The organism is Chelatococcus daeguensis, assembly GCF_001887265.1.
GTDB lineage: Bacteria > Pseudomonadota > Alphaproteobacteria > Rhizobiales > Beijerinckiaceae > Chelatococcus_A > Chelatococcus_A sambhunathii.
Genome location: NZ_CP018095.1, coordinates 1,011,555 through 1,030,890, shown reverse-complemented (window position 1 = coordinate 1,030,890; position 19,336 = coordinate 1,011,555). Strand labels below are relative to the sequence as shown.

Sequence of the window (19,336 nt, the reverse complement as noted above, 5' to 3'; positions counted from 1 at the left end):
ATGGAAAGGCAGAACTTCTTCGATGAGCTTGCCGTCCTTCTCGCCGATCGCGAGGATCAATACGGCGCTCCCGCCCAGCTATTCGACGAGATCGCCCGCATCTGGACGGTGATCTTGAGCTTCGAGGTCGAGCCCGAGCAGGTCGCCCTGTGCATGGTGGGCGTGAAGCTCGCGCGGCTCAGCCACAACTGGTCGCACGCCGACAGCATCAGGGACGTTGCCGGCTATGCGGCCATCCTCTCCAAGCTGGTGAACGAGGCACGCACGAAATGAAATACACGCCCAAGGACATCGAGGAACGCTTCGAGGAAGCAGCCGCCACGTTGCGCCGTCTGCCCGACGCGCGCGTGCCGGGGTATTTCAGCACGTGGCCGCCGATCATCCGGGCGGCTGCCGAAGCCTATGGCTATGATCCCGCACGCATGCCGCGCATCGCCCCGTCCCCGCAGGCCATCGGCCGCATGGAAGAGACCTTCACGTGGCTCACATGGCTTGAGGCGGACGATGCGCGCATCGTGTGGCTTCGAGCCGAAGGCGTCCGCTGGAAACCGATCTGCTGGCGCGTCGGCCTATCTCGGGCCGCGGCGTGGCGCCGGTGGGTTGCCGCGCTGATCGCCATCGCGAACCGGCTGAATTCCAAGTATTTCGTGGGCCTCAAGAAGGGCCGCAAGAAAGGCGTGACAGCAACCATCGACGAAGCACGCCGCGAAGGCCTGCTTTAGCCGACGCGAAAACCGCAAAACACGTCGAACTTCTGGCTTTAACAACGAGACGTTTTTCGGCATCTTACTTGGCATGATCGCGGGACGCGCGCCCGGCGGCCGAAGGTTCTTCCCGGCGGCCGGCGTATGCGGGCGGCGGGGGCCCCGGCTTCCGCTAGCGCCAGCCGCGAAATCTGGGTGCGCATTGCGGTGCGCACCATTCGGGTGCGCAGGTGCGCGCCTTGACATTGTGGCCACATGTGGCTACTTATGCGGCATGAAAACCGTCTCCATCCGCGAAGCCAAGAACCGGCTCACCGAGCTTGCCCGCGAGGTCGAAGAGGGCGAGACGATCGTCGTCACCCGCAACGGACGTCCCGTTTTCGATCTTGTTCCGCATCAGCCCCGAAAGGGCCTCCGGCTCGAAGCGATCGACGAATTCAAGCGGAAGCACGGCATCAAGACGGTGGTTCCCTACATTGCCGAGGACTTCGACGAGCCGCTTCCGGAGGACTTTCTGCTTCGACCGCTGCCGCCCGAAGCATGAGGCTGCTGCTCGATACCCACGTCCTGCTTGCCTTGATCGAGGATCGCCTCGTCGGCTTGCCGGCTGCGGTTGAGGGTCTGCTGAAGGACCCGGACAGCGAACATCATTTGAGCGCGGCGAGCTTGTGGGAGATCGCCATCAAATCGCGCTTGGGCAAGCTCAAACTGACGCCCCGTTTGAGTTCGCTCCCCGAATTGCTTGACGGCTTGGGCATCCGGATCGTCGCGATCAACGAGCATCACGCCCTCGCAAGCATCGAACCGGAGCCTGCGACTCGCGATCCGTTCGACAGAATGCTTTTGGCGCAGTGCCAAGTCGAAGGCCTTCGGCTGGTCACCGTGGACCGCGCGCTCGCCTCTCATCCGATGGCCGCCAAAGCTTAATCGCTGCCCGCCGGCACTGTCGGAGTCAACAACGGTTAGCCAGCGATGCTGACGATCGAGACTCGATCTCTCGACCGCCTAATCCCCTATGTCCGCAACGCGCGGACGCATTCGGAGGATCAGGTCGCGCAGATTGCCGCGTCGATTGCCGAATTCGGGTTCACGAATCCGATCCTGATCGGGGCCGATGACGTGGTCATCGCCGGCCACGGGCGGCTGCTCGCCGCGAAGCTCTTGGGGCTGAGCGAGGTTCCGGTCATCGTCCTCGGTCATCTTTCCGATGCGCAGCGGCGCGCTTTAGTGATCGCCGACAACCGCATTGCCGAGAACGCGGGCTGGGACGAAGCGATGCTGCGCGCCGAGCTGGCGGCGCTGCGCGAGGACGAGTTCGATCTCGACGTGCTCGGCTTCGGCGACGCCGAGCTTCTCCGCATTCTCGATTCGATCGACGGCTCCGCTTCGCTCGGGGGCGAGGACGCCGACGATTCCGGTCCTCCTCCCGCCGGATCGTCGGCGCCCGAGGCGTCCGCAACGCTGGCCGAACGCTTCGGCATTCCGCCGTTCACGGTTTTCGATGCGCGCAAGGGCTGGTGGCAAGAGCGCAAGCGCGCCTGGATCGATCTCGGCATTCGCTCGGAGCTCGGCCGCGGCGCCGCGCCCGGCGGAAGTCCGCGGCCGCTCGATCGGGCGCGGATGGCGAAGGCAAGCGCCGCGCCGGGCGGCTCGCCGTTGCCGGCCGCCGATTATTCGAAATCGAAGGCGCGGGGCGACGGGCGCGGGCGGCCACTATGATGAACCTCACCTTCGTGAAGGGCGATCGCGATTCCGAAGATCTCGATCCGGTCAGCCAGGCGATCCTCGATGTCGGATCGGGCACCTCGATCTTCGATCCCGTGCTTTGCGAGATCGCCTATCGCTGGTTCTGTCCGCCGAACGGCACGGTGCTCGATCCCTTCGCCGGCGGATCGGTGCGCGGCATCGTCGCCTCCCGGCTTGGCCGGCGGTATGTCGGCATCGAGCTTCGCGCCGAGCAGGTCGCAGCGAACTACGCGCAGATGCACCTGGCGGGCGATCCGCCGCCCGAATGGCGCACGGGCGATGCGCGCGATCTCGCTGCGCTCGCCGGCGATGTCGCCGCCGATCTGATCTTCTCGTGCCCGCCCTATTGGAATCTGGAGGAATATTCCGACGATCCCGCCGATTTGTCGACGATGGGCCGGGACGAATTCTTCGCCGCCTACGCGCAGATCATCGCCGCCGCGGTGGCGCGCCTCCGCGACGATCGCTTCGCCGTCTGGGTGGTCGGCGATGTCCGCGATGACGACGGCGGCTACGTCAATCTACCCGGCCGAACGGTGGACGCGTTCGAAGCCGCGGGCGTCCGGTTCTACAACGACGCGATCCTCGTCACCGCCGTGGGCTCGCTGCCGATCCGCGCCGGACGCCAGTTCACGGCTTCGCGCAAGCTCGGCCGCACGCACCAGAACGTGATGGTGTTCTGCAAGGGCGACCCGCGGCGCGCGACGGAAGCGTGCGGGCCGGTGGAGTTCGGCGAGATCGATGCCGAAGGAGAAATGCCGACATGACGCAGGGAGGCTTGGAGCCTGCCCGGGCCCATACCCCGGGAGCAGCCGGTTCGATTCCGGCCCCTGCAACCACTCCTATCGTGCGCGAGCATGCGGGAGTATTGGTCGTGCGGGACGATCTTTTCCCCGGCAGCACCAAAGCGCGGTTCATGCATCACGTCTTCGAGGACGCGGACGAAGCCGTCTATGCGAGCCCGGCGGAAGGCGGCGCGCAGGCCGCACTCGCCACCGTCGCGCGGCAGCTGGGGAAGCGCGCGACGATCTTCGTCGCGCAACGCGCCCGTCCGCATGCTCGCACCCTCGAAGCCGCGCGCCTCGGCGCGAAGATCGTTCCGGTTGCTCCGGGCTATCTCTCCGTCGTTCAGGCGCGCGCCAGGGACTATTGCTCTCGTACCGGCGCGGCGCTTGTGCCGTTCGGCGTCGATATGCCGGAAGCCGTCGTTGCGATCGCGAAGGCGGCGAAGGCGATCGGGATCATGCCCGACGAGGTCTGGTGCGCGGCGGGATCGGGCGTGTTGGCGCGCGGGCTTGCGATGGCATGGCCGACGGCGCGGCGGCATGTCGTCCAAGTCGGCCGCGCGCTGACCCCGGCCGAGGTCGCGGGCGCCATGATCCATATCTACCCCGCGCCGTTCGGCCGCGAGGCGAGGATCAAGCCTCCCTTTCCGAGCGATCCGCACTATGACGCCAAGGCCTGGGAGCAATGCGCGGCCCGGAAAGGCCCGGGACGCGTCTTGTTCTGGAATGTAGCGGCGCCCGCGCGCGCCTGATAGCTCACGCTGATCTCGCTACATCGTGGGCAGGTTTGAGATGGAATTCGACCTCGTATTCGAAGAGATGCACCTTCGGAACGATTGATGCTGCATACCGAAGGTTCTCGCTGATCGACCTAGCGACGATCACGCCAAAGACCTCTCGTTCCTTGCCGATTGTCTGCTGAACCCATCCCATGTATCTCGCGAGCTGTCCGATCGCTCGATCAGGGCTGTTGGCTCGTTTGAGCTCAAAAACAAAGAATGACTCGCTCTCGTCAACAGCCAGTATGTCGATGGGACCGACGGCCGATGGAAACTCAATTCCATCGCGTCCACTAGGATCGACGTACAATCGAAGGCGCCTCCCATCAACCGAAATGGTGTTGAGGTTAGAGGCGATGAAATCCCTCAGCTGATACTCCAGAGAGAAGAACGGTGCGGCATCAGCGTCGGCGTCCTCGCCCAGATCGCTGGACCCAAGGACTTCGCTCACCATCAGTGAGCTTGAGTCGGCGCCGGGCTTCATCAGCCTGACCTCAGTCGGCGTCTCCTGCATTGACCATCCCAAGCGACGCAACGCGCTGCGCAGCTGATGCGATGTGTTCGCATTGGGATCGATGCCGGGAAGGACGTCTGGATGCTGGCGCAGCCATTCCTTGAGCGGATGCACTTCGACACCGCCGTCTTCTAGCGGGATTACTACGTTGTGGCGCTGTACTGGCATGGTCGGCCCCCGTCTTTGTCCTCAGAGAATATCAAGCGGGTTGCCGTAAAACGAGCTTGCGCACGCGCTCCTCCGCTGGCAGTCCCAGCGAGTACGCGGCCCGAGATAGCTCGGGCCGCGTGCTGTTCTGGAACGTAGCGGGGCCGGCGAGGTCTTAGCGGACGCCCTGCGCCTCAAGCGCCATGACGCAGAGATCGCGATAGCGGGCGATCGCCTTCGGGCTCGAGCTGACCGGATTGATCTGGAAGGCGCGGAGGCCGTTCAGATCGCCGGCGTTTGCAAGCGCGACCACGGCCGCAAGCTTGTTGCGAAACCGCTTGTGGGTTTCGGCGCTGAAATCCGGCGGCTCGGGCAGCTTGCCGGCGCGGGCGTCGGCCTCGATCTGCGCGCGCTTGCCGAACGGCCGCTCGCGCTTCGTCGCGGTCGCGCGCTGCGGCTCGCGCGACGGATCGGGTGCGAGCCTCGCGTCGCGCGCATCGTTCCGGCCGCCGGCTTGCTTCTTCAGGCGCCAGGCAAAGCCGTCCTTCGTCTTCACGATCTCGATCTCTGCGGGATCGTGGCCGGCGGCCTTCGCGGCGCGCTGGGCGTTGAACTTCTTCGCATAGGTCTTCATCGCAGGCTCCTTCGCTTGGGTTGGAACGTCATCGGTGACGAGCGCGGACCGTCCGCTTGCGTCGATCGCGTAGATCAGCGCGCGGCGGCCGTTCGGGTGCTCGGCCGCAAGGCGCGCCGCCTTAAGCCGCGCCTCGGCAAGCGTGGCGGCGGAGGCCTTCGCGTAGCGTCCGACCCCGAGGAAGAGCGCCAGATCGAACCGGATCGCATTGGCGATGATCGCGGCGTTCGCGGCGTCCGCCGGGTGAGGCTTGCGAGCCATTACTGCCCTCCACGTTGATCTTGCCGGCGCTCACTCAGGCTCGACCGGCGAAGGAGAGCAACTGCTAACTCACTGGTTTAACGAGCATATCGGGAGCGCGAGAGCAGCATGGGTCTCTCCCGCAGGGCCTACGCGCGCCATCGAGGCTGCGCCGAAAGCGCGGTCCGCAAGGCGATCGCGACGGGGCGGATCACGCCGGAGCCCGACGGCACCATCGATCCGGCCAAGGCCGACGCCCAATGGGCGGCGCAGACCGATCCCTCGCAGCAAAGGTATCGGGCGCCGGCATCCGGCGAGACCGCCGGCGCGAAGGCCGTGCGCGCGGAAGGCAAGGCGGTGCCGCGGGCGGCGATCGACGCGGTGCAGGAGACGCTGCGCGAGTCCGGCGAAGGCGATCCCGGCGGAAGCATGTTCCTGCGGGCGCGCACCGCCAACGAGGTTCTCAAGGCGCAGACCGCGCGGGAGCGGCTGCGCAAGTTCAAGGGCGAACTGGTCGATCGCGCGCGTACGATCGCGACCGTCTATGCGCTGGCGCGCCGCGAGCGCGATGCCTGGGTCCAATGGCCGGCACGCGTCGCCGCGCTGATGGCGGCCGAGCTCGGCGTCGATCCGCACCAGATGGAAACGGTTCTCGAAAAGCATGTCCGGCGCCAGCTTGCCGAACTTGGCGAGTTCAAGGTCGAGCTCGGCCGAAGCCTATGATGGCGAAGCCGACATCGTTCGCGCGTGGGCGCGCGGCCTTGCGCCGGACCCCCTGCTGACGGTTTCGGAATGGGCCGATCGCCATCGCGTGCTCTCCTCCCGCGCCGCTTCCGAGGCCGGGCGCTATCGCACCGACCGCACGCCCTACATGCGCGCGATCATGGACGCGCTTTCGCCGTCGCATCCGGCGCGCCGGATCGTCTTCATGAAGGCGGCGCAGGTGGGCGCGACCGAGGCCGGCAACAACTGGATCGGCTACGTGATCCACCAGGCGCCGGGCCCGTTCCTGGCGGTGCAGCCGACGACCGATCTGGCGAAGCGCCTGTCGCAGCAGCGCATTGAGCCGCTTCTGGAGGAAAGCCCGGAGCTGCGCGAGATCGTGCTCCCGGCGCGCAGCCGCGACAGCGGCAACACCGTGCTCGCGAAGCGGTTCGCGGGCGGGCAACTGATCCTGGCCGGCGCCAACAGCGCCGTCGGCCTTCGTTCGATGCCCGCGCGCTGGTTGTTTCTCGACGAGGTGGACGCCTATCCCGGCGACGTGGACGGCGAAGGCGATCCGATCGCGCTCGCCGAAGCACGGACGAGGACTTTCGGGCATCGCCGGAAGATTTTCATCGTGAGCACGCCGACGGTCAAAGGCCTCTCCCGGATCGAACGGGAATACGAGGCGACCGACCAGCGGCGCTATTTCGTGCCGTGTCCCTATTGCCGGTTCATGCAGTGGCTCAAGTTCGAGCGCCTGCGCTGGGACAAGGGTCAGCCGGAAACGGCGGAATACATCTGCGAGAATTGCGAGCGCGGAATTCCCGAGCATCGCAAGACGGAAATGCTCGCGGCCGGCGAATGGCGGCCGACCGCAAGGGCCGGCGATCCGCATGTGATCGGCTTCCACATTTCCGGGCTCTATTCGCCGGTCGGCTGGCTCTCGTGGGCGCAGATCGCGCGCGAATGGGAAGCGGCGCAGGGAAACGACGCGCTGCTCAAGACCGCGAAGAACACGCTGCTCGGCGAAACCTGGCAGGAGCGCGGCGAAGCACCCGATTGGCGACGGCTTTATGAGCGCGAGAAGGAGCATCCTCTCGGGACGATTCCCGAAGGCGCGCTGGTGCTGACGGCCGGCGCCGACGTGCAGACCGATCGCATCGAAGTCGATGTCTGGGCCTGGGGCCGGGGTCTCGAAAGCTGGCTGATCGACCATGTCGTTCTGGAAGGCGAGACTTCCGGCCAGGTGGTGTGGCGGGAGCTGACGAAGCTCCTGTCGCGAACCTGGCCGCACGAGAACGGCGCGGTCATGCAGATCGCGCGGCTTGCGATCGACTCGGGCGACGGCCGCACGACATCGCAGGTCTATAGCTGGGTGCGCAGCTTCGGCACCGGCATTGCGGTGGCGGTCAAGGGCGTCGAAGGCTTCGATCGCAGCGCGCCGGTTGACGGGCCGTCCTTCGTCGATGTGACCGAGGCCGGCCGGAAATATCGGCGCGGCCTTCGGCTCTGGAAGGTCTGCGGCGCGGTCTTCAAGTCGGAGACGTATCGCTTTTTGCGCCTTCCCCGGCCGACGGCGGACGAACTGGCGGCGGGCGCCGTCTTTCCCGAAGGCTTCATCCACCTGCCGCACGGCGTCACCGCCGAATGGGTGAAGCAATTGACGGCCGAGCGGCTGACCGCGGTGCGGGATCGGCGCGGCTTCACGCGCATGGAGTGGCGGCAGATTCGCGAACGCAACGAGGCGCTCGATTGCCGCGTCTATGCGCGCGCGGCGGCGTGGCTCTTAGGCGTTGATCGGTGGTCCGACGAGAAGTGGAAATCGCTTGAGCGGCAGGTCCGGGAAGCGGCGAAGGCCCTGGAAGCACGGCCGGCGGGACAAATCCGGCCGGCCGCGCCCAAGAGTGAGAAGCGCCGTTCGGACTGGCTGGGCGGCCGCAACGGCGAAGGGTGGCTGAGATGAGCTGGACGCAGGCCGAGCTCGATGCGCTGCGCCGCGCCTATGCGCGCGGCACGCTGCGCGTGACCTATGACGGCAAAACGGTGGAATACGGATCGGAAGCCGATCTCAAGCGGCGGATCGAAACCATCGAAAGCGCCATTGCCGCAACGCAGGGCAAGCCGCGGCCGATCGCCGGCTATGCGGCCTTCGGCCGGGGCGATCAATGAAGATCGCCGCCATCGCATCGGCGGTCGCCCCGACGCTGCTCGATCGCGCCATCGCCCGGATCGCGCCGCGCGCCGGCGCGCGGCGCCTTGCGGCGCGGCTTGCCTTCGAGAACCTCTCGCGCCGTGCCTATGACGGCGCGGCCGGCGGGCGGCGGACGGACGGCTGGCGCACGCCGGGCACCTCGGCGGACACCGAAATCGCCGCGGCCGGCACGGTCTTGCGGAACCGCATGCGGGATCTCGTGCGCAACAATCCGCATGCGGCAAAGGCGGTCGCCGCCTGGGTCAACAATATCGTCGGCGACGGCTTCACGCCCTACGCCGCGACCTCCGATCCGGCGCTCAACAAGCGCATCGACGAACTCTGGGCGCGCTGGTCCGCCGAATGCGATGCCGACGGCCGCGGTGACTTCAACGCGCTTGCGACGCTTGCCGTGCGCGAGATGGTCGAAGCCGGCGAATGCTTCATCCGCCGGCGCCGGCGCCGCATGTCGGACGGCCTCGCCGTGCCGATGCAATTGCAGGCGCTGGAAGCCGACCATCTCGACGAATCGCGCATCGAGGCCTCCCGCGCCGACGGCGGCCGGACGGTTCGCGGCATCGAATACGATCAGTTCGGCCGCCGCCGCGCCTATTGGCTCTTCCCGGATCATCCCGGCGATGTCGGCGCGACCCTGGCCGTCACCCGGTCGTCGGTGCGCGTGCCGGCTGACGGCGTCGTGCATCTTTTCCGGCGCGATCGCGTGCAGCAGCGGGGCGTGCCCTGGGGCGCGCCGGTGATCCGCGCGCTGCGCGATCTCGACGATTGGACCAACGCGGAACTGGTCCGCAAGAAGACCGAGGCCTGCCTCGTCGGAATCGTGACGGCGGCCGATGATGCCGAACAGGGCATCGCTCCGTCCGTCACCGATTCCGACGGCAAGATCATCGAGCAGTTCGAGCCCGGGCTGATCGCCTACGCCCGCGGGGCGAAGGACATCGAGTTCAACCAGCCGGCGGCGGTCGCCGGCGTGAGCGAATGGCTGCGGACGCAGCTGCACATCATCGCCGCGGGCTGGTGCATTCCCTACGAGCTGCTCACCGGCGATCTGAGCCAGGTCAACTATTCCTCGATCCGGGCCGGGCTCGTCGAATTCCGGCGGCTCGTCGGAGCGATCCAGTGGCAGGTGGTCATCCCGGTGTTCTGCCAGCCCGTCTGGGACTGGTTCATCGAAGCTGCCTGGACCGCCGGGCTTTTGCCCGAGCCGGTCGCGGCAGTCGAATGGCAACCCGACGGTTTCGAGGCGGTCGATCCGCAAAAAGACGCGACGGCCGATCTCATGGAAATCCGCATGGGCACGAAGACGCTGCGCCAGGCCATCGCCCAGCGCGGATGGAATCCGGACGCGATGCTTGAAGAGATCGCGCGCACCAACGCCGATCTCGACCGACTTGAGATCACGCTCGACAGCGATCCGCGCAAGGTCACGCAACAGGGCCTGATGCAGCGGAATCCCTCCGACGCCGGCGCCGTCAACTGAAGGAACGCCCGATGCCGAAGAACGTCATGCTCCCGCTGCTCGGGCGGGAGGTCGAGGTGCGCGCCGAAACGGCCGACGAACAAGCCCGCACGGTCGATGTGGTGTGGACCACCGGCGCGCGCATAAGGCGCCGCAGGCTTTGGGACGAGGACATCGACGAGGAGCTCGTAGTCGATGCCGGTGCGGTGCGCCTCGATCGGCTGAATACCGGCGCCCCGTTTCTCAACACGCACAACGCGTTCGATCTCGACGCGATCATCGGCGTGGTGGTCGAAGGCTCGGCGCGGATCGCCGACGGCAAAGGCATCGCCACTATCCGGTTCAGCGAACGCGCGGACGTTGAGCCGATCTGGCGCGACGTGGTTGCCGGCATCATCCGCAACGTCTCGGTCGGCTATCGCGTCCACAGGTACGAGGTCGAGAAGCGCGACGGCCGGCCCGAGCTGTGGCGGGCCGTCGATTGGGAGCCCCTTGAAATCTCCGCCGTGCCCGTCGCGGCGGACCCGGGAGCGCACATCCGCAAGGACGCCGCGCTCGCGCCATGCGTCGTGGTCTGGGACGACGATCCTGCCGCCACGCCGGCGGCGCAACTTGAGAGGTCCGAAATGCCCAACAAGCAGACGCCCGTCGCCGGCGACCAGGGCGACACCATCGAGGCCGCGGCCGACATTCGCGCGGACAGCGCGCCCGAGACCGCGCCCGCGCCGCAAGCGCCGCAACCGAACGCGGACGAAGTGCGGCGCGCGGAACGCGAGCGCATCGCCGCCATTCAGGCGCTCGGCGATCGCTTCGGCCTTGAGCGCGCCTTCGTCGACGATCTGATCGCGCGCGGTGCCGGCCTGCCGGAGGTCCGCTCGGCCGTGCTCGACAAGCTCGCCGAGCGCGACGCACGCGGCAGCGGCCATTCGCAGATCTCCATGCCGGCCGGCGGACTCGACGCCACCGTCACGCGCCGCGAAGCCATCGCGGAGGCGCTGCTGCATCGGGCGCAGCCGAACGCGTTCGAGCTCACGGATCGCGCCCGCGAGTATCGCGGGATGCGCCTGCTGGATGTGGCGCGCGACTGCCTCGAAACGGCGGGCGTGCGGACGCGCGGCATGACTTCGGGCGAGATCGCCTATGCTGCGACCCGCGCGGCCGGGCTGCACTCGACCTCCGATTTCCCGCTGATCCTCGCCAATGTCGCCGGAAAGCGGCTGCGCCAGGCTTATGCCACGACGCCCCGCACGTTCCAGCGCTGGGCGCGCGGGATCACGGCGACCGATTTCAAGCCGATGTTCCCGACGCAGATCGGCAGCTTCCCGGCCCTGAAGCAAGTCATGGAAGGCGCGGAGTTCAGCTACGGCACGATCTCGGAAGGCCGCGAAAGCTATCAGCTCGCGACCTACGGACGCATCGTCGCGCTGACGCGGCAGGCGATCATCAACGACGATCTGCGCGCCTTCGACCGCGCCATCGCGAGCGCCGGCCAGCGCGCCGCCGATCTCGAATCGGCGATCGTCTACAACGTGCTGATCGCCAACGCGCCGCTTGCGGACAACATCGCGCTCTTCCATGCCGATCACGGCAACCTCGGCACCGCAAGCGTGATCGACGAGGCCGCGCTTTCGGAAGCCTGGGAGAAGATGGCGCAGCAGAAGGACCTGGACGGCGAGGAATACATCGACAACCGCCCGCGGTTCATTCTCGTGCCGCCCGGCCAGCGCTCGATCGAGGCGCGCAAGATGGTCGCGGCGGTCACCGCCGCCAAGGCGGCCGACGTGAATGCGTTCACGGGATCGCTCGAGATCATCGAGGAGCCGCGCCTGTTCGTCATCGGCGGGCCGCAGCCCTGGTATCTCGCCGCCGATCCGAACCTCGTCGATACGATCGAGTACGCCCATCTCGAAGGCCAGATGGAGCCGTTCACCGATCAGCGTTCCGGCTTCGAGGTCGATGGCGTCGAGTTCAAGGTGCGCCACGACTTCGCGGCGAAGGCACTCGACCATCGCGGCCTCTACAAGAACGCCGGCGCGAACCCGTCGTAAGGGCCCGCGCCGGTCCGGTTGTCCTCAAGGGCCGCGCAACGCGCGGCCCTGAACTTTTCAGGAGAAGCAATCATGAAGAGTTTCGTGCAGCACGGCGACACGTTGACCGTCGTCGCGCCGACCGCCGTCGGCTCCGGCGAGGGCGTGCTGGTCGGCTCCATTTTCGGGGTTGCCGTCACCGCCGCTGCGGGCGGCGCGAATGTGCCGATCAAGACCACGGGCGTGTTCAATCTTGCGAAGACCGGCTCGCAGGAATGGAACGCCGGCGATCTCGTCTATTGGGACAATGCAAACAAGCGATGCACCACCGTGGCCACGGGCAACGCGCTGATCGGCGTTGCGGTCGCACCGGTTCCCGACGGCGCCGGCGATACCATCGGCCGCGTGCGTTTGAACGGCGCCTTCGGCTTTCCCGTAGCCGCGTGATGCCATGAACGCGTTCGCCGCGGCCGTTGACGCCCTGTTCGGCGATCCGAACCTTGCCCGCGACGCGATCTGGCGGGCGGGCGGCAGCGGCGAAGGCACGCCGGTGCGCGTCGTGCTGCGCACGCCGGATCAGGTCACGAATTTCGGCGCCGGCCGTTTCGTGACCGCCGGCCGCATGCTCGATGTCCGCACCGCCGATGCCCCTTCGCTCGATGCCGGCGATACGTTCGAGATCGGCACCGAGATTTTCGCCGTGCAAGGCGAGCCGCTGCGCGACGCCGAAGGGCTGATCTGGTCGGCGGAAGTGAAGCCGGCATGAGCCCGCGGCTGCATGCGGCGATCGTCGGCGATCTCGAAAAGCACATGGCCGCGGAGATCAAAGGCGCGGCGGACGCGGCCACCGCGGCCGTTCGCCAGGCCGGCGACGGGCTCAAGCGCGACTGGCGCGGGCAGATCACGTCGGCCGGATTGGGGCAGCGTCTCGCGAACACGATCCGCGATCAATACTACCCGAAGGGACGCGCCAGCATCTCGGCGGCCGCCTTGGTCTATTCGCGGGCATCGAAGATCGTCGATGCCTTCGACCGGGGCGTCGTCATCCGCTCGAAAGCCGGCTTCTGGCTCGCGATCCCGACCGAGCTCGCGGGAAGCGGCCTCAAGGGCCGGCGGATCAGGCCCGGCGAATGGGAGCGGCGCACCGGCATGCGCCTGCGCTTCGTCTATCGCCGCGGCGTCCCCTCGCTGCTCGTCGCCGACAATGCACGCATCACCAAGCGCGGGCTGGCGGCGGCAAGCCGCAGCAAGACCGGCCGCGGTCAGGTCACGGCGGTGATATTCCTGCTCGTTCCGCAGGTCACGCTGCGCAAGCGCCTCGATCTCGACCGCGCCGCCCGCGAATGGCAGGAGCGCCTGCCGCGTCTCGTCCACGACAACTGGCCCGAGATCGAATCCGAGGATCAATGATGGCGTCCAAGCGCGAACAGGTGCTTCAGGCGTTGTTCGACCGATTGTCGGGCGTCGTGGGGCCGAAGGTTCTTCGCAACGAGGTCTTGCCCGAACGCGTTCCGGCCGGCGGCGTCGTCATCCTGCGCGACGGCGATCCGGGCGAGCCCGACGTGCTGCTTTCGCCGCCGGAATATGTCTACGCGCACCGCGCCGAGATCGAGATCGTGGCGGACGGACCGACGCCGGCGGCGCGGGACGGCACCTTCGATTCGATCATGCTCGCGATCGGCACGGCGATCGCGAGCGACCGAACGCTTGGCGGGCTCTGCGACTACATCGAGGCCGTGGCGCCCGAGCCGATCGATCTTTCCGTTGAAGGCGCACCGGGCCTCAAGGCCGCGGTCGTGCCGCTCGTCCTTCATTACGGGTCGGCCGACCCGCTGTCCTGATCCTCGCGACGGAGGCTTTCACCCATGGCACGCGCTCAAGGCGCGCGGGCGCAACTCGCGCTCGCGTTCGAATCGATCTACGGCACGCCGCCGGCGGCCAACAGCTACCGGCGGATGCCCTTCGCCAGTTCCTCGCTCGGCTCCGAGCGGCCGCTTCTGGCCTCCGAGCTCCTCGGCTACGGTCGCGATCCCTTGCCGCCGGTCCCGGATGTCGAAAACGCCGACGGCGACATCGTCGTGCCGATCGATGTTCGCGCCTGGGGCGTCTGGCTCAAGGCGGCGTTCGGCGGGCCCGATACGAGCGAGAACCTTGGCGTCTTCACCCATGTGTTCGAATCCGGCGCGTGGGCCTTGCCGAGCCTCAGCATCGAGGTCGGCATGCCGGAGGTGCCGCATTTCGCGATGATCTCCGGCGCGGTGGCGAACACGCTGTCGTGGACGATGCAGCGCTCCGGCCTTCTTACGGCGACGGTGGGGCTTTTCGCGCAGGGCGAATCCGTCAATGGCGCCAGCGCCGCCGGCACGCTCGCCGAGTTCGATGTGCTCCGCTTCGGCCAATTCAACGGCGAGGTCAAACGCAACGGCACGCCGCTCGGCAACGTCGTCTCGGCGCAAATCACCTATTCGAACAATCTCGATCGCATCGAGACCATTCGCAACGACGGCAGGATCGAAGGCGCCGATCCCTCCATCGCGGCGCTCACCGGCACCATCGAGGTGCGCTTCGCGGACCAGACGCTGCTCACCCAGGCCGTCGACGGCGATCCTGCGGAGCTCAAGTTCCGCTTCGTCCGCAGCGCGAGCGAGTCGTTCGAGCTCGTCGCGCATGCGGTCTATCTGCCGAAGCCGCGCCTGCCGATCCAGGGCCCGCAAGGCGTGCAGGCCACGTTCGAATGGCAGGCCGCGCGCGATTCCGTGCTTGGCCGCATGTGCACCGCGACGCTCGTCAATGACGTTGCCGATTACGACAACCCGAGCTGAGGAACCGACATGATCCGTCTTGATATCTCCGCCGGCCCGCGCTGGCTCGACCTCGGCCACGGCGTCCGCGTGAAGGTGCCGCCGTTCACCACTGCGATCATGATGGCGGCGCGCGCCGATCCGGCGGTGCGCGATCTGCCCGCCGATACCCCCATGGAAGAGCGCTCGCTCGCCTTCTGCAAGGCGGTCGCGCGCCGCGTCATCAGCGAATGGGAAGGCGTCGGCGACGCCGACGGCAACCCGGTCGCGCCGACCGCGGAGGGCATCGATGCGCTGCTCGATCTCTATCCGCTGTTCGAGGCCTTCGAGCTCGATTACGTCGCCAAGGGCCTCGCGCTGGACGCGGAAAAAAACGCATCCGCGCCCTCGCCGAATGGCACTTCGGCGGGGGCGCCCGCTACTGCGCGGCCTGCGAAACGCAATGCGCGGAGTGCCCCGCAATCCTGAACCGGCCGCAGACGCTTGAAGGCGTCCAGGTCTGGGACCTGGCGCTGCGCATGGGCGGACAATTGCGCGCGATTCCCGGCGCGGTGCTCGGCTGGGATCTCGGCGCCGGGCTTGCGCTCGCCGAGGCGCTGGGCGTCAACGCAATGGTTGCCGCCGAGGTCCTGCCCGAGATCGAGGCGATCGCGATCCGGGCGATCAACGACGAACTGAAGGCGAAATCCTGCGATGGCTGAACGCCGCGTTTCCGTCCGGCTGTCCGTGGTCGGCGGCAAACAGACCAAGGCCGAACTCGCTGCGGTCGGCGCCGACGGCCAGCGCTCGATGGAGCGCATCGCCAAGGCGACCGAGCCGGCCGGCCGGGGCTTGCGCGTCGTGGACGCCGCCGCCGGCCAGGCTCGGCAGCAGATCGATCAGTTCGCCTCGCGTGCCGGCGCGGCCGGAACCGTGCTGCGGGCGCTCGGTCCGATCGGCACGGCCGCCGCGGCCGGCATCGGCGCGGTGGTCACGGCGCTTGCCGCCGGCGTGCGGGAGTTCGAGCAGAAGGAGCGCGCGTTCCTCAGGCTCGAACAGGTGCTGCGCGCAACCGGCAACGCGGCGGGGATGACCGCGCGGCAAATCCGCGACATCGCTTCCGAGATGGAGCGAACGACGCTTGCCTCGGACGTCGATGTGATGGGCGCCGCGGGCGTCCTTGCGACGTTCCGGGCGATCAGCGGCGAGGAGTTCCGCCGCGCCTTGCGCGCGGCGCAGGATTTGGCGGCCGTCTTCGGCCAGGACATCCGATCGGCCGCGACGCAGCTCGGCAAGGCACTCGAAGACCCGATCCAGGGCCTGACCGCGCTTCGCCGGGTGGGCGTCTCGTTCACCGCCGCCCAGCGCGAGACGATCAGCGAGATGGTCCGCATGGGCGACATCGCCGGCGCCCAGCGGGCGATCCTCGAAACCCTCGAACGGCAGGTGGGCGGCGCCGGCGCTGCGGAAGCCGGCGGCGTCACCGGCTCGTTCCACCGCGCCAAGGCGGCGCTCGGCGATTTTCTCGCGACATTGGCGGAAGTGAGCGGCGCGGCCGGCATCACCGAAGCGGCGATGAACAGCCTCGCCGACGGCGTGAACCGCCTCACCGGCGCGCTTCAGGCGATGAACGACGAGGGCGATGTCGGCCAGGTGGTCGTGCGCCTCAATCGGCAGCTCATCGAAGCGCAGGATCGCCTCGCCCGCTTCGAAGGCGCCGGCAACCGCCGCGCGGCGGCGATCGCGCGCGCCCAAGTTGCCGATCTCGAAGCGCGCATCGAAGCCGTCATCGAACGCGGCCGCGAGGAAGTGGCCGCCATGGAGACGGCCGAAGCCAATCGCCGGACCGCCGAAATCGAGGCGAGGACCGAGAAGGGATTCGACCGGCTTCGCGAATTGCGCAAGGAACTCGAAGGCCTCGCCACGCCGGAAGAGCGCCTTGCCGCGATCAATACCCGGCTTGCCGAGACCATCGCCCAGCTCAAGACGCTGCGCACGGCCGGAAATACCGGCGCCATCGACGAGGCCATTGCCGCCGCGCAGGAGATCGCGCGCCGGCAGATCGACGCCATCGAGAAGCCGGCGCGCGAGGCAGCTGAGCGCGAGGCGGCGAAGACGCGCGAGTTGATCGACGAGCTGACGCGCTCGATTGCGCAGTTCGGAGACGAGCGGGCGAAGTTCGTCGAGCGTTTCGTCTCGCGCCTGGGCGACAGCGCGACGACCGCGCAGCGCGCCGAGGTCGAGAGGCTTGCCAACAGCCTGTACGATTTGGAGCAGGCGCAGAAGAAGACCGCGGAAGCGGAGCGCGAAGCCGAGCGCCTGCGGACCGAAGCGCAATCGGTCTATCGCTCGGTCCGAACGGCGGCCGAGGAATATGCCGAGACGCTCGCGCAATTGGACAAGCTGCTCGCCGCCGGGGCGATCTCGCACGAGATCTATGCGCGGGCGGTAGCGCGCGCCCAGGAACGTCTGGAGAGCCTCGAACGCACCGAGCGGCGGCGCCTCCTGCGCGAGTCGGGCGACCTGTTCGGACCCGCGCGCGCCTTCCTCGATGAATATGTCGAGAAAGCCGGCACCACGGCCAAGCTGATCGAGCAAAGCTTCTCCAAGGCGTTCTCGACGGCGGAAGAGGCGGTTGCACAGTTCGTCCGCACCGGCAAGCTCGAAGTCTCGTCGCTGGTGAGCTCGATGCTCGCCGATCTGGCGCGGCTGTCGATCCGCCAGGCCGTCCTGGCGCCGCTTGCGAACTGGCTGGGGAATTTCCTGGGCGGCCTGGGCGGCGGCCTTCCGGCCTTCCGCCTGCATGAGGGCGGCGTCGCCGGCCGCGACGGCGCGCCAGGCCTTGCGCCGGCCTATGCGTTCGTCGGCGCGCCGCGCCTGCATGACGGCGGCGTCGCCGGCCTGCGGCACGATGAAGTGCCCGCCATTCTCCAGCGCGGCGAGCGCGTGCTTTCGCGCCGCGAAGCGCGCGATTGGGATCGGCGGCGCATGGTGCAGATCAACATCGCCACGCCCGATCTCGAAAGCTTCCGCCGCTCGCGCACGCAGATCGCCTCCGACATCGCGCGGGCGGTCGCCTTCGGATCGCGGGGGTTGTGATGGCGTTTCACGAGGTGCGGTTTCCCGACGACATCAGTCGCGGGGCGCGCGGCGGACCCGAGCGCCGAACGCGCATTGTGGAACTCGCAAGCGGCGACGAAGAACGCAACTCGCCCTGGGCCGACAGCCGCCGCCGCTACGACGCAGCCTACGGCATCCGGCGCGCCGACGATCTCGCCGTCGTGGTGGCGTTTTTCGAAGCGAGGTACGGCAGGCTCTATGGCTTCCGCTGGAAGGATTGGAGCGACTACAAGTCGTGCCTCCCTTCGGCATCGCCTTCGGCGACCGACCAGATCATCGGCGAAGGCGACGGAAACACCACCCAGTTCCAGCTCGTGAAGGTCTACGCGAGCGGGGCGCAAAGCTATTCGCGGCGCATCGTGAAGCCGGTTGACGGAACTGTCCTGATCGCGCTCGACGGCATTGCGCAAGGATCGGGATGGAGCGTCGATCCCGCGACGGGCGTGGTTTCCTTTGCGGCTGCGCCCGGCAACGGCGTGATCGTTACCGCCGGGTTCGAGTTCGACGTTCCCGTTCGCTTCGATACCGATCGGCTCGACGTGACGCTCGATATCGAGCGCATGGGCTCGATCGCTTCCATTCCGCTTGTCGAGATCAGGCGATGAGGATTCTGTCGGCTGCATTCCAAGCCCATCTCGACGGAGGCACGACGACGCTCGCCTGGTGCTGGCGGATCGAACGCGCCGACGGCGAGGTCTTCGGCTTCACCGATCATGACCGCCCGCTCGTCTTCGGCGGCACGGCCTATGAGCCGGAATCCGGCTTCTCCGCGTCCGAAATCCGCGCCGGCTCGGAATTGGCCGTCGATGCGCAGGAGGCGCAGGGCGTGCTCACGTCGGATCGCATCACCGAGACCGACATTCTCGACGGGCGCTGGGACAATGCGATGATCGAGGTCTGGCGCGTCAACTGGGTGGACGTTTCCCAGCGCACGCTCATGCGCCGCGGCAATATCGGTCAGGTTCGGCGTGGCAAGGCGGCCTTCATCGCCGAGGTCCGCTCCCTCGCCCATGTGCTCAACCAGACAGTCGGCCGCACGTTTCAGTACTATTGCGACGCCGCGCTCGGCGATGCGCGCTGCGGCGTCGATCTCGACGATCCGGCTTATCGCGGCGCAGGCAGCATTGTCGCCGTCATCGCCGATCGCGTGTTCGAAGCCTCCGGAATCGAAGGATTTGCCGCCGGCTGGTTCGAGCTCGGCTTCCTCGAATGGACGAGCGGCGCCAATGCCGGGCGCCGCGCTGAAATTGCGCGGCATGCCGTCGGCGGCGGCCAGGTTCTCATTGAATTGTTCGAAGCGCCGGTGCGAACGCTTGCGGCGGGCGACGGCTTCGTGATCCGCGCCGGCTGCGACAAGCAGTTCGCGACCTGCAAGGCAAAGTTCGGCAACGTCGTCAATTTCCGCGGCTTCCCGCATATGCCGGGCGACGACGTGGTGCTCCGCTACGCGAACCGGGGCGACGCCAACACCGGCCGCCCGCTCTGAT

General features: G+C 67.6%; 23 protein-coding genes, 1 tRNA gene and 1 pseudogene. 23 read left to right on the top strand and 2 right to left on the bottom strand.

The annotated features are described in order from the left end of the window. The 8 genes and pseudogenes from BOQ54_RS04890 to BOQ54_RS04860 all read left to right on the top strand — a co-directional run bounded on the left by BOQ54_RS04890 (position 1) and on the right by BOQ54_RS04860 (position 3,987). Entirely contained in the window at positions 1-273 is a 273-nt protein-coding gene (locus BOQ54_RS04890) for a DUF6378 domain-containing protein (protein ID WP_071923414.1), read from the top strand. Continuing rightward, a complete protein-coding gene (locus BOQ54_RS04885) occupies positions 270-722 on the top strand; it encodes a DUF6362 family protein (protein ID WP_071923413.1) in 453 nt (150 codons plus the stop codon). Before BOQ54_RS04890 ends, BOQ54_RS04885 begins: the two co-directional genes overlap by 4 nt. 256 nt (positions 723-978) lie before the next feature. Next, on the top strand, positions 979-1,248 hold the full coding sequence (locus BOQ54_RS04880; protein ID WP_071923412.1) for a type II toxin-antitoxin system Phd/YefM family antitoxin: 270 nt from the start codon (positions 979-981) through the stop codon (positions 1,246-1,248). Further along, the gene (locus BOQ54_RS04875; RefSeq protein WP_071923411.1) at positions 1,245-1,631 is read left to right on the top strand and encodes a type II toxin-antitoxin system VapC family toxin; all 387 of its coding nucleotides are present in this window, start codon (positions 1,245-1,247) and stop codon (positions 1,629-1,631) included. Before BOQ54_RS04880 ends, BOQ54_RS04875 begins: the two co-directional genes overlap by 4 nt. Before the next feature lie 45 nt (positions 1,632-1,676). Continuing rightward, a pseudogene (locus tag BOQ54_RS20195) lies at positions 1,677-1,934 on the top strand (ParB/Srx family N-terminal domain-containing protein); the annotation flags it as partial. Between the two features lie 287 nt (positions 1,935-2,221). Continuing rightward, positions 2,222-3,217 carry a DNA methyltransferase gene (locus BOQ54_RS04865; protein WP_245316299.1) on the top strand — a complete coding sequence of 332 codons (996 nt, stop codon included), beginning with the start codon at positions 2,222-2,224 and terminating at the stop codon, positions 3,215-3,217. After that, positions 3,218-3,289: transfer RNA gene (locus BOQ54_RS19995), tRNA-Met, on the top strand. It begins immediately after the preceding gene. 8 nt (positions 3,290-3,297) lie between these two features. Further along, a complete protein-coding gene (locus BOQ54_RS04860; protein WP_280949563.1) occupies positions 3,298-3,987 on the top strand; it encodes a pyridoxal-phosphate dependent enzyme in 690 nt (229 codons plus the stop codon). Positions 3,988-3,991: 4 nt separating this feature from the next. On the opposite strand, the gene BOQ54_RS04855 is transcribed toward BOQ54_RS04860, so the two are convergent. Both BOQ54_RS04855 and BOQ54_RS04850 read right to left on the bottom strand, forming a co-directional pair. Next, positions 3,992-4,696 (bottom strand): endonuclease NucS domain-containing protein, encoded by a 705-nt coding sequence (locus BOQ54_RS04855; protein ID WP_083585901.1) that lies wholly within the window; start codon positions 4,694-4,696, stop codon positions 3,992-3,994. 154 nt (positions 4,697-4,850) lie between these two features. After that, complete coding sequence (locus BOQ54_RS04850; RefSeq protein WP_071923410.1) at positions 4,851-5,570, bottom strand: hypothetical protein; 720 nt, start codon at positions 5,568-5,570, stop codon at positions 4,851-4,853. Between the two features lie 108 nt (positions 5,571-5,678). Here BOQ54_RS04850 and BOQ54_RS04845 point away from each other — a divergent pair, with 108 nt between their 5' ends. From BOQ54_RS04845 to BOQ54_RS04775, 15 genes are all read left to right on the top strand, one after another. Next, positions 5,679-6,272, top strand: a complete 594-nt coding sequence (locus BOQ54_RS04845) for an elements of external origin (RefSeq protein WP_071923409.1) — start codon at positions 5,679-5,681, stop codon at positions 6,270-6,272. Next, positions 6,211-8,217: a phage terminase large subunit family protein gene (locus BOQ54_RS04840; protein ID WP_071923408.1), complete on the top strand. Its 2,007-nt coding sequence runs from the start codon at positions 6,211-6,213 to the stop codon at positions 8,215-8,217. The genes BOQ54_RS04845 and BOQ54_RS04840 overlap by 62 nt, the downstream gene beginning before the upstream one ends. After that, the gene (locus BOQ54_RS04835; protein WP_071923407.1) at positions 8,214-8,423 is read left to right on the top strand and encodes a phage head-tail joining protein; all 210 of its coding nucleotides are present in this window, start codon (positions 8,214-8,216) and stop codon (positions 8,421-8,423) included. The genes BOQ54_RS04840 and BOQ54_RS04835 overlap by 4 nt, the downstream gene beginning before the upstream one ends. Then, positions 8,420-9,943, top strand: coding sequence for a phage portal protein (locus BOQ54_RS04830; protein ID WP_071923406.1), 1,524 nt, complete (start codon positions 8,420-8,422; stop codon positions 9,941-9,943). The genes BOQ54_RS04835 and BOQ54_RS04830 overlap by 4 nt, the downstream gene beginning before the upstream one ends. A gap of 11 nt (positions 9,944-9,954) precedes the next feature. Further along, on the top strand, positions 9,955-11,970 hold the full coding sequence (locus tag BOQ54_RS04825) for a prohead protease/major capsid protein fusion protein (RefSeq protein ID WP_071923405.1): 2,016 nt from the start codon (positions 9,955-9,957) through the stop codon (positions 11,968-11,970). A gap of 72 nt (positions 11,971-12,042) precedes the next feature. Beyond that, positions 12,043-12,396, top strand: coding sequence for a DUF2190 family protein (locus BOQ54_RS04820; RefSeq protein WP_071923404.1), 354 nt, complete (start codon positions 12,043-12,045; stop codon positions 12,394-12,396). 4 nt (positions 12,397-12,400) lie between these two features. Beyond that, positions 12,401-12,715 carry a head-tail joining protein gene (locus BOQ54_RS04815; RefSeq protein WP_071923403.1) on the top strand — a complete coding sequence of 105 codons (315 nt, stop codon included), beginning with the start codon at positions 12,401-12,403 and terminating at the stop codon, positions 12,713-12,715. Beyond that, on the top strand, positions 12,712-13,359 hold the full coding sequence (locus tag BOQ54_RS04810; protein ID WP_071923402.1) for a DUF6441 family protein: 648 nt from the start codon (positions 12,712-12,714) through the stop codon (positions 13,357-13,359). The genes BOQ54_RS04815 and BOQ54_RS04810 overlap by 4 nt, the downstream gene beginning before the upstream one ends. Then, positions 13,359-13,790: an acyl-CoA transferase gene (locus tag BOQ54_RS04805; RefSeq protein WP_071923401.1), complete on the top strand. Its 432-nt coding sequence runs from the start codon at positions 13,359-13,361 to the stop codon at positions 13,788-13,790. The genes BOQ54_RS04810 and BOQ54_RS04805 overlap by 1 nt, the downstream gene beginning before the upstream one ends. Before the next feature lie 24 nt (positions 13,791-13,814). After that, the gene (locus BOQ54_RS04800; RefSeq protein ID WP_071923400.1) at positions 13,815-14,771 is read left to right on the top strand and encodes a phage tail tube protein; all 957 of its coding nucleotides are present in this window, start codon (positions 13,815-13,817) and stop codon (positions 14,769-14,771) included. A 9-nt stretch (positions 14,772-14,780) separates the two neighbouring features. Then, the gene (locus tag BOQ54_RS04795; RefSeq protein WP_071923399.1) at positions 14,781-15,218 is read left to right on the top strand and encodes a hypothetical protein; all 438 of its coding nucleotides are present in this window, start codon (positions 14,781-14,783) and stop codon (positions 15,216-15,218) included. 50 nt (positions 15,219-15,268) lie between these two features. After that, the gene (locus tag BOQ54_RS04790; RefSeq protein WP_071923398.1) at positions 15,269-15,451 is read left to right on the top strand and encodes a DUF7697 family protein; all 183 of its coding nucleotides are present in this window, start codon (positions 15,269-15,271) and stop codon (positions 15,449-15,451) included. Continuing rightward, positions 15,444-17,828 carry a phage tail tape measure C-terminal domain-containing protein gene (locus tag BOQ54_RS04785; protein ID WP_071923397.1) on the top strand — a complete coding sequence of 795 codons (2,385 nt, stop codon included), beginning with the start codon at positions 15,444-15,446 and terminating at the stop codon, positions 17,826-17,828. Before BOQ54_RS04790 ends, BOQ54_RS04785 begins: the two co-directional genes overlap by 8 nt. Continuing rightward, positions 17,828-18,454, top strand: a complete 627-nt coding sequence (locus tag BOQ54_RS04780; RefSeq protein ID WP_071923396.1) for a DUF2460 domain-containing protein — start codon at positions 17,828-17,830, stop codon at positions 18,452-18,454. Before BOQ54_RS04785 ends, BOQ54_RS04780 begins: the two co-directional genes overlap by 1 nt. Then, complete coding sequence (locus BOQ54_RS04775) at positions 18,451-19,335, top strand: DUF2163 domain-containing protein (protein ID WP_071923395.1); 885 nt, start codon at positions 18,451-18,453, stop codon at positions 19,333-19,335. Before BOQ54_RS04780 ends, BOQ54_RS04775 begins: the two co-directional genes overlap by 4 nt. Position 19,336: the final 1 nt, after the last annotated feature.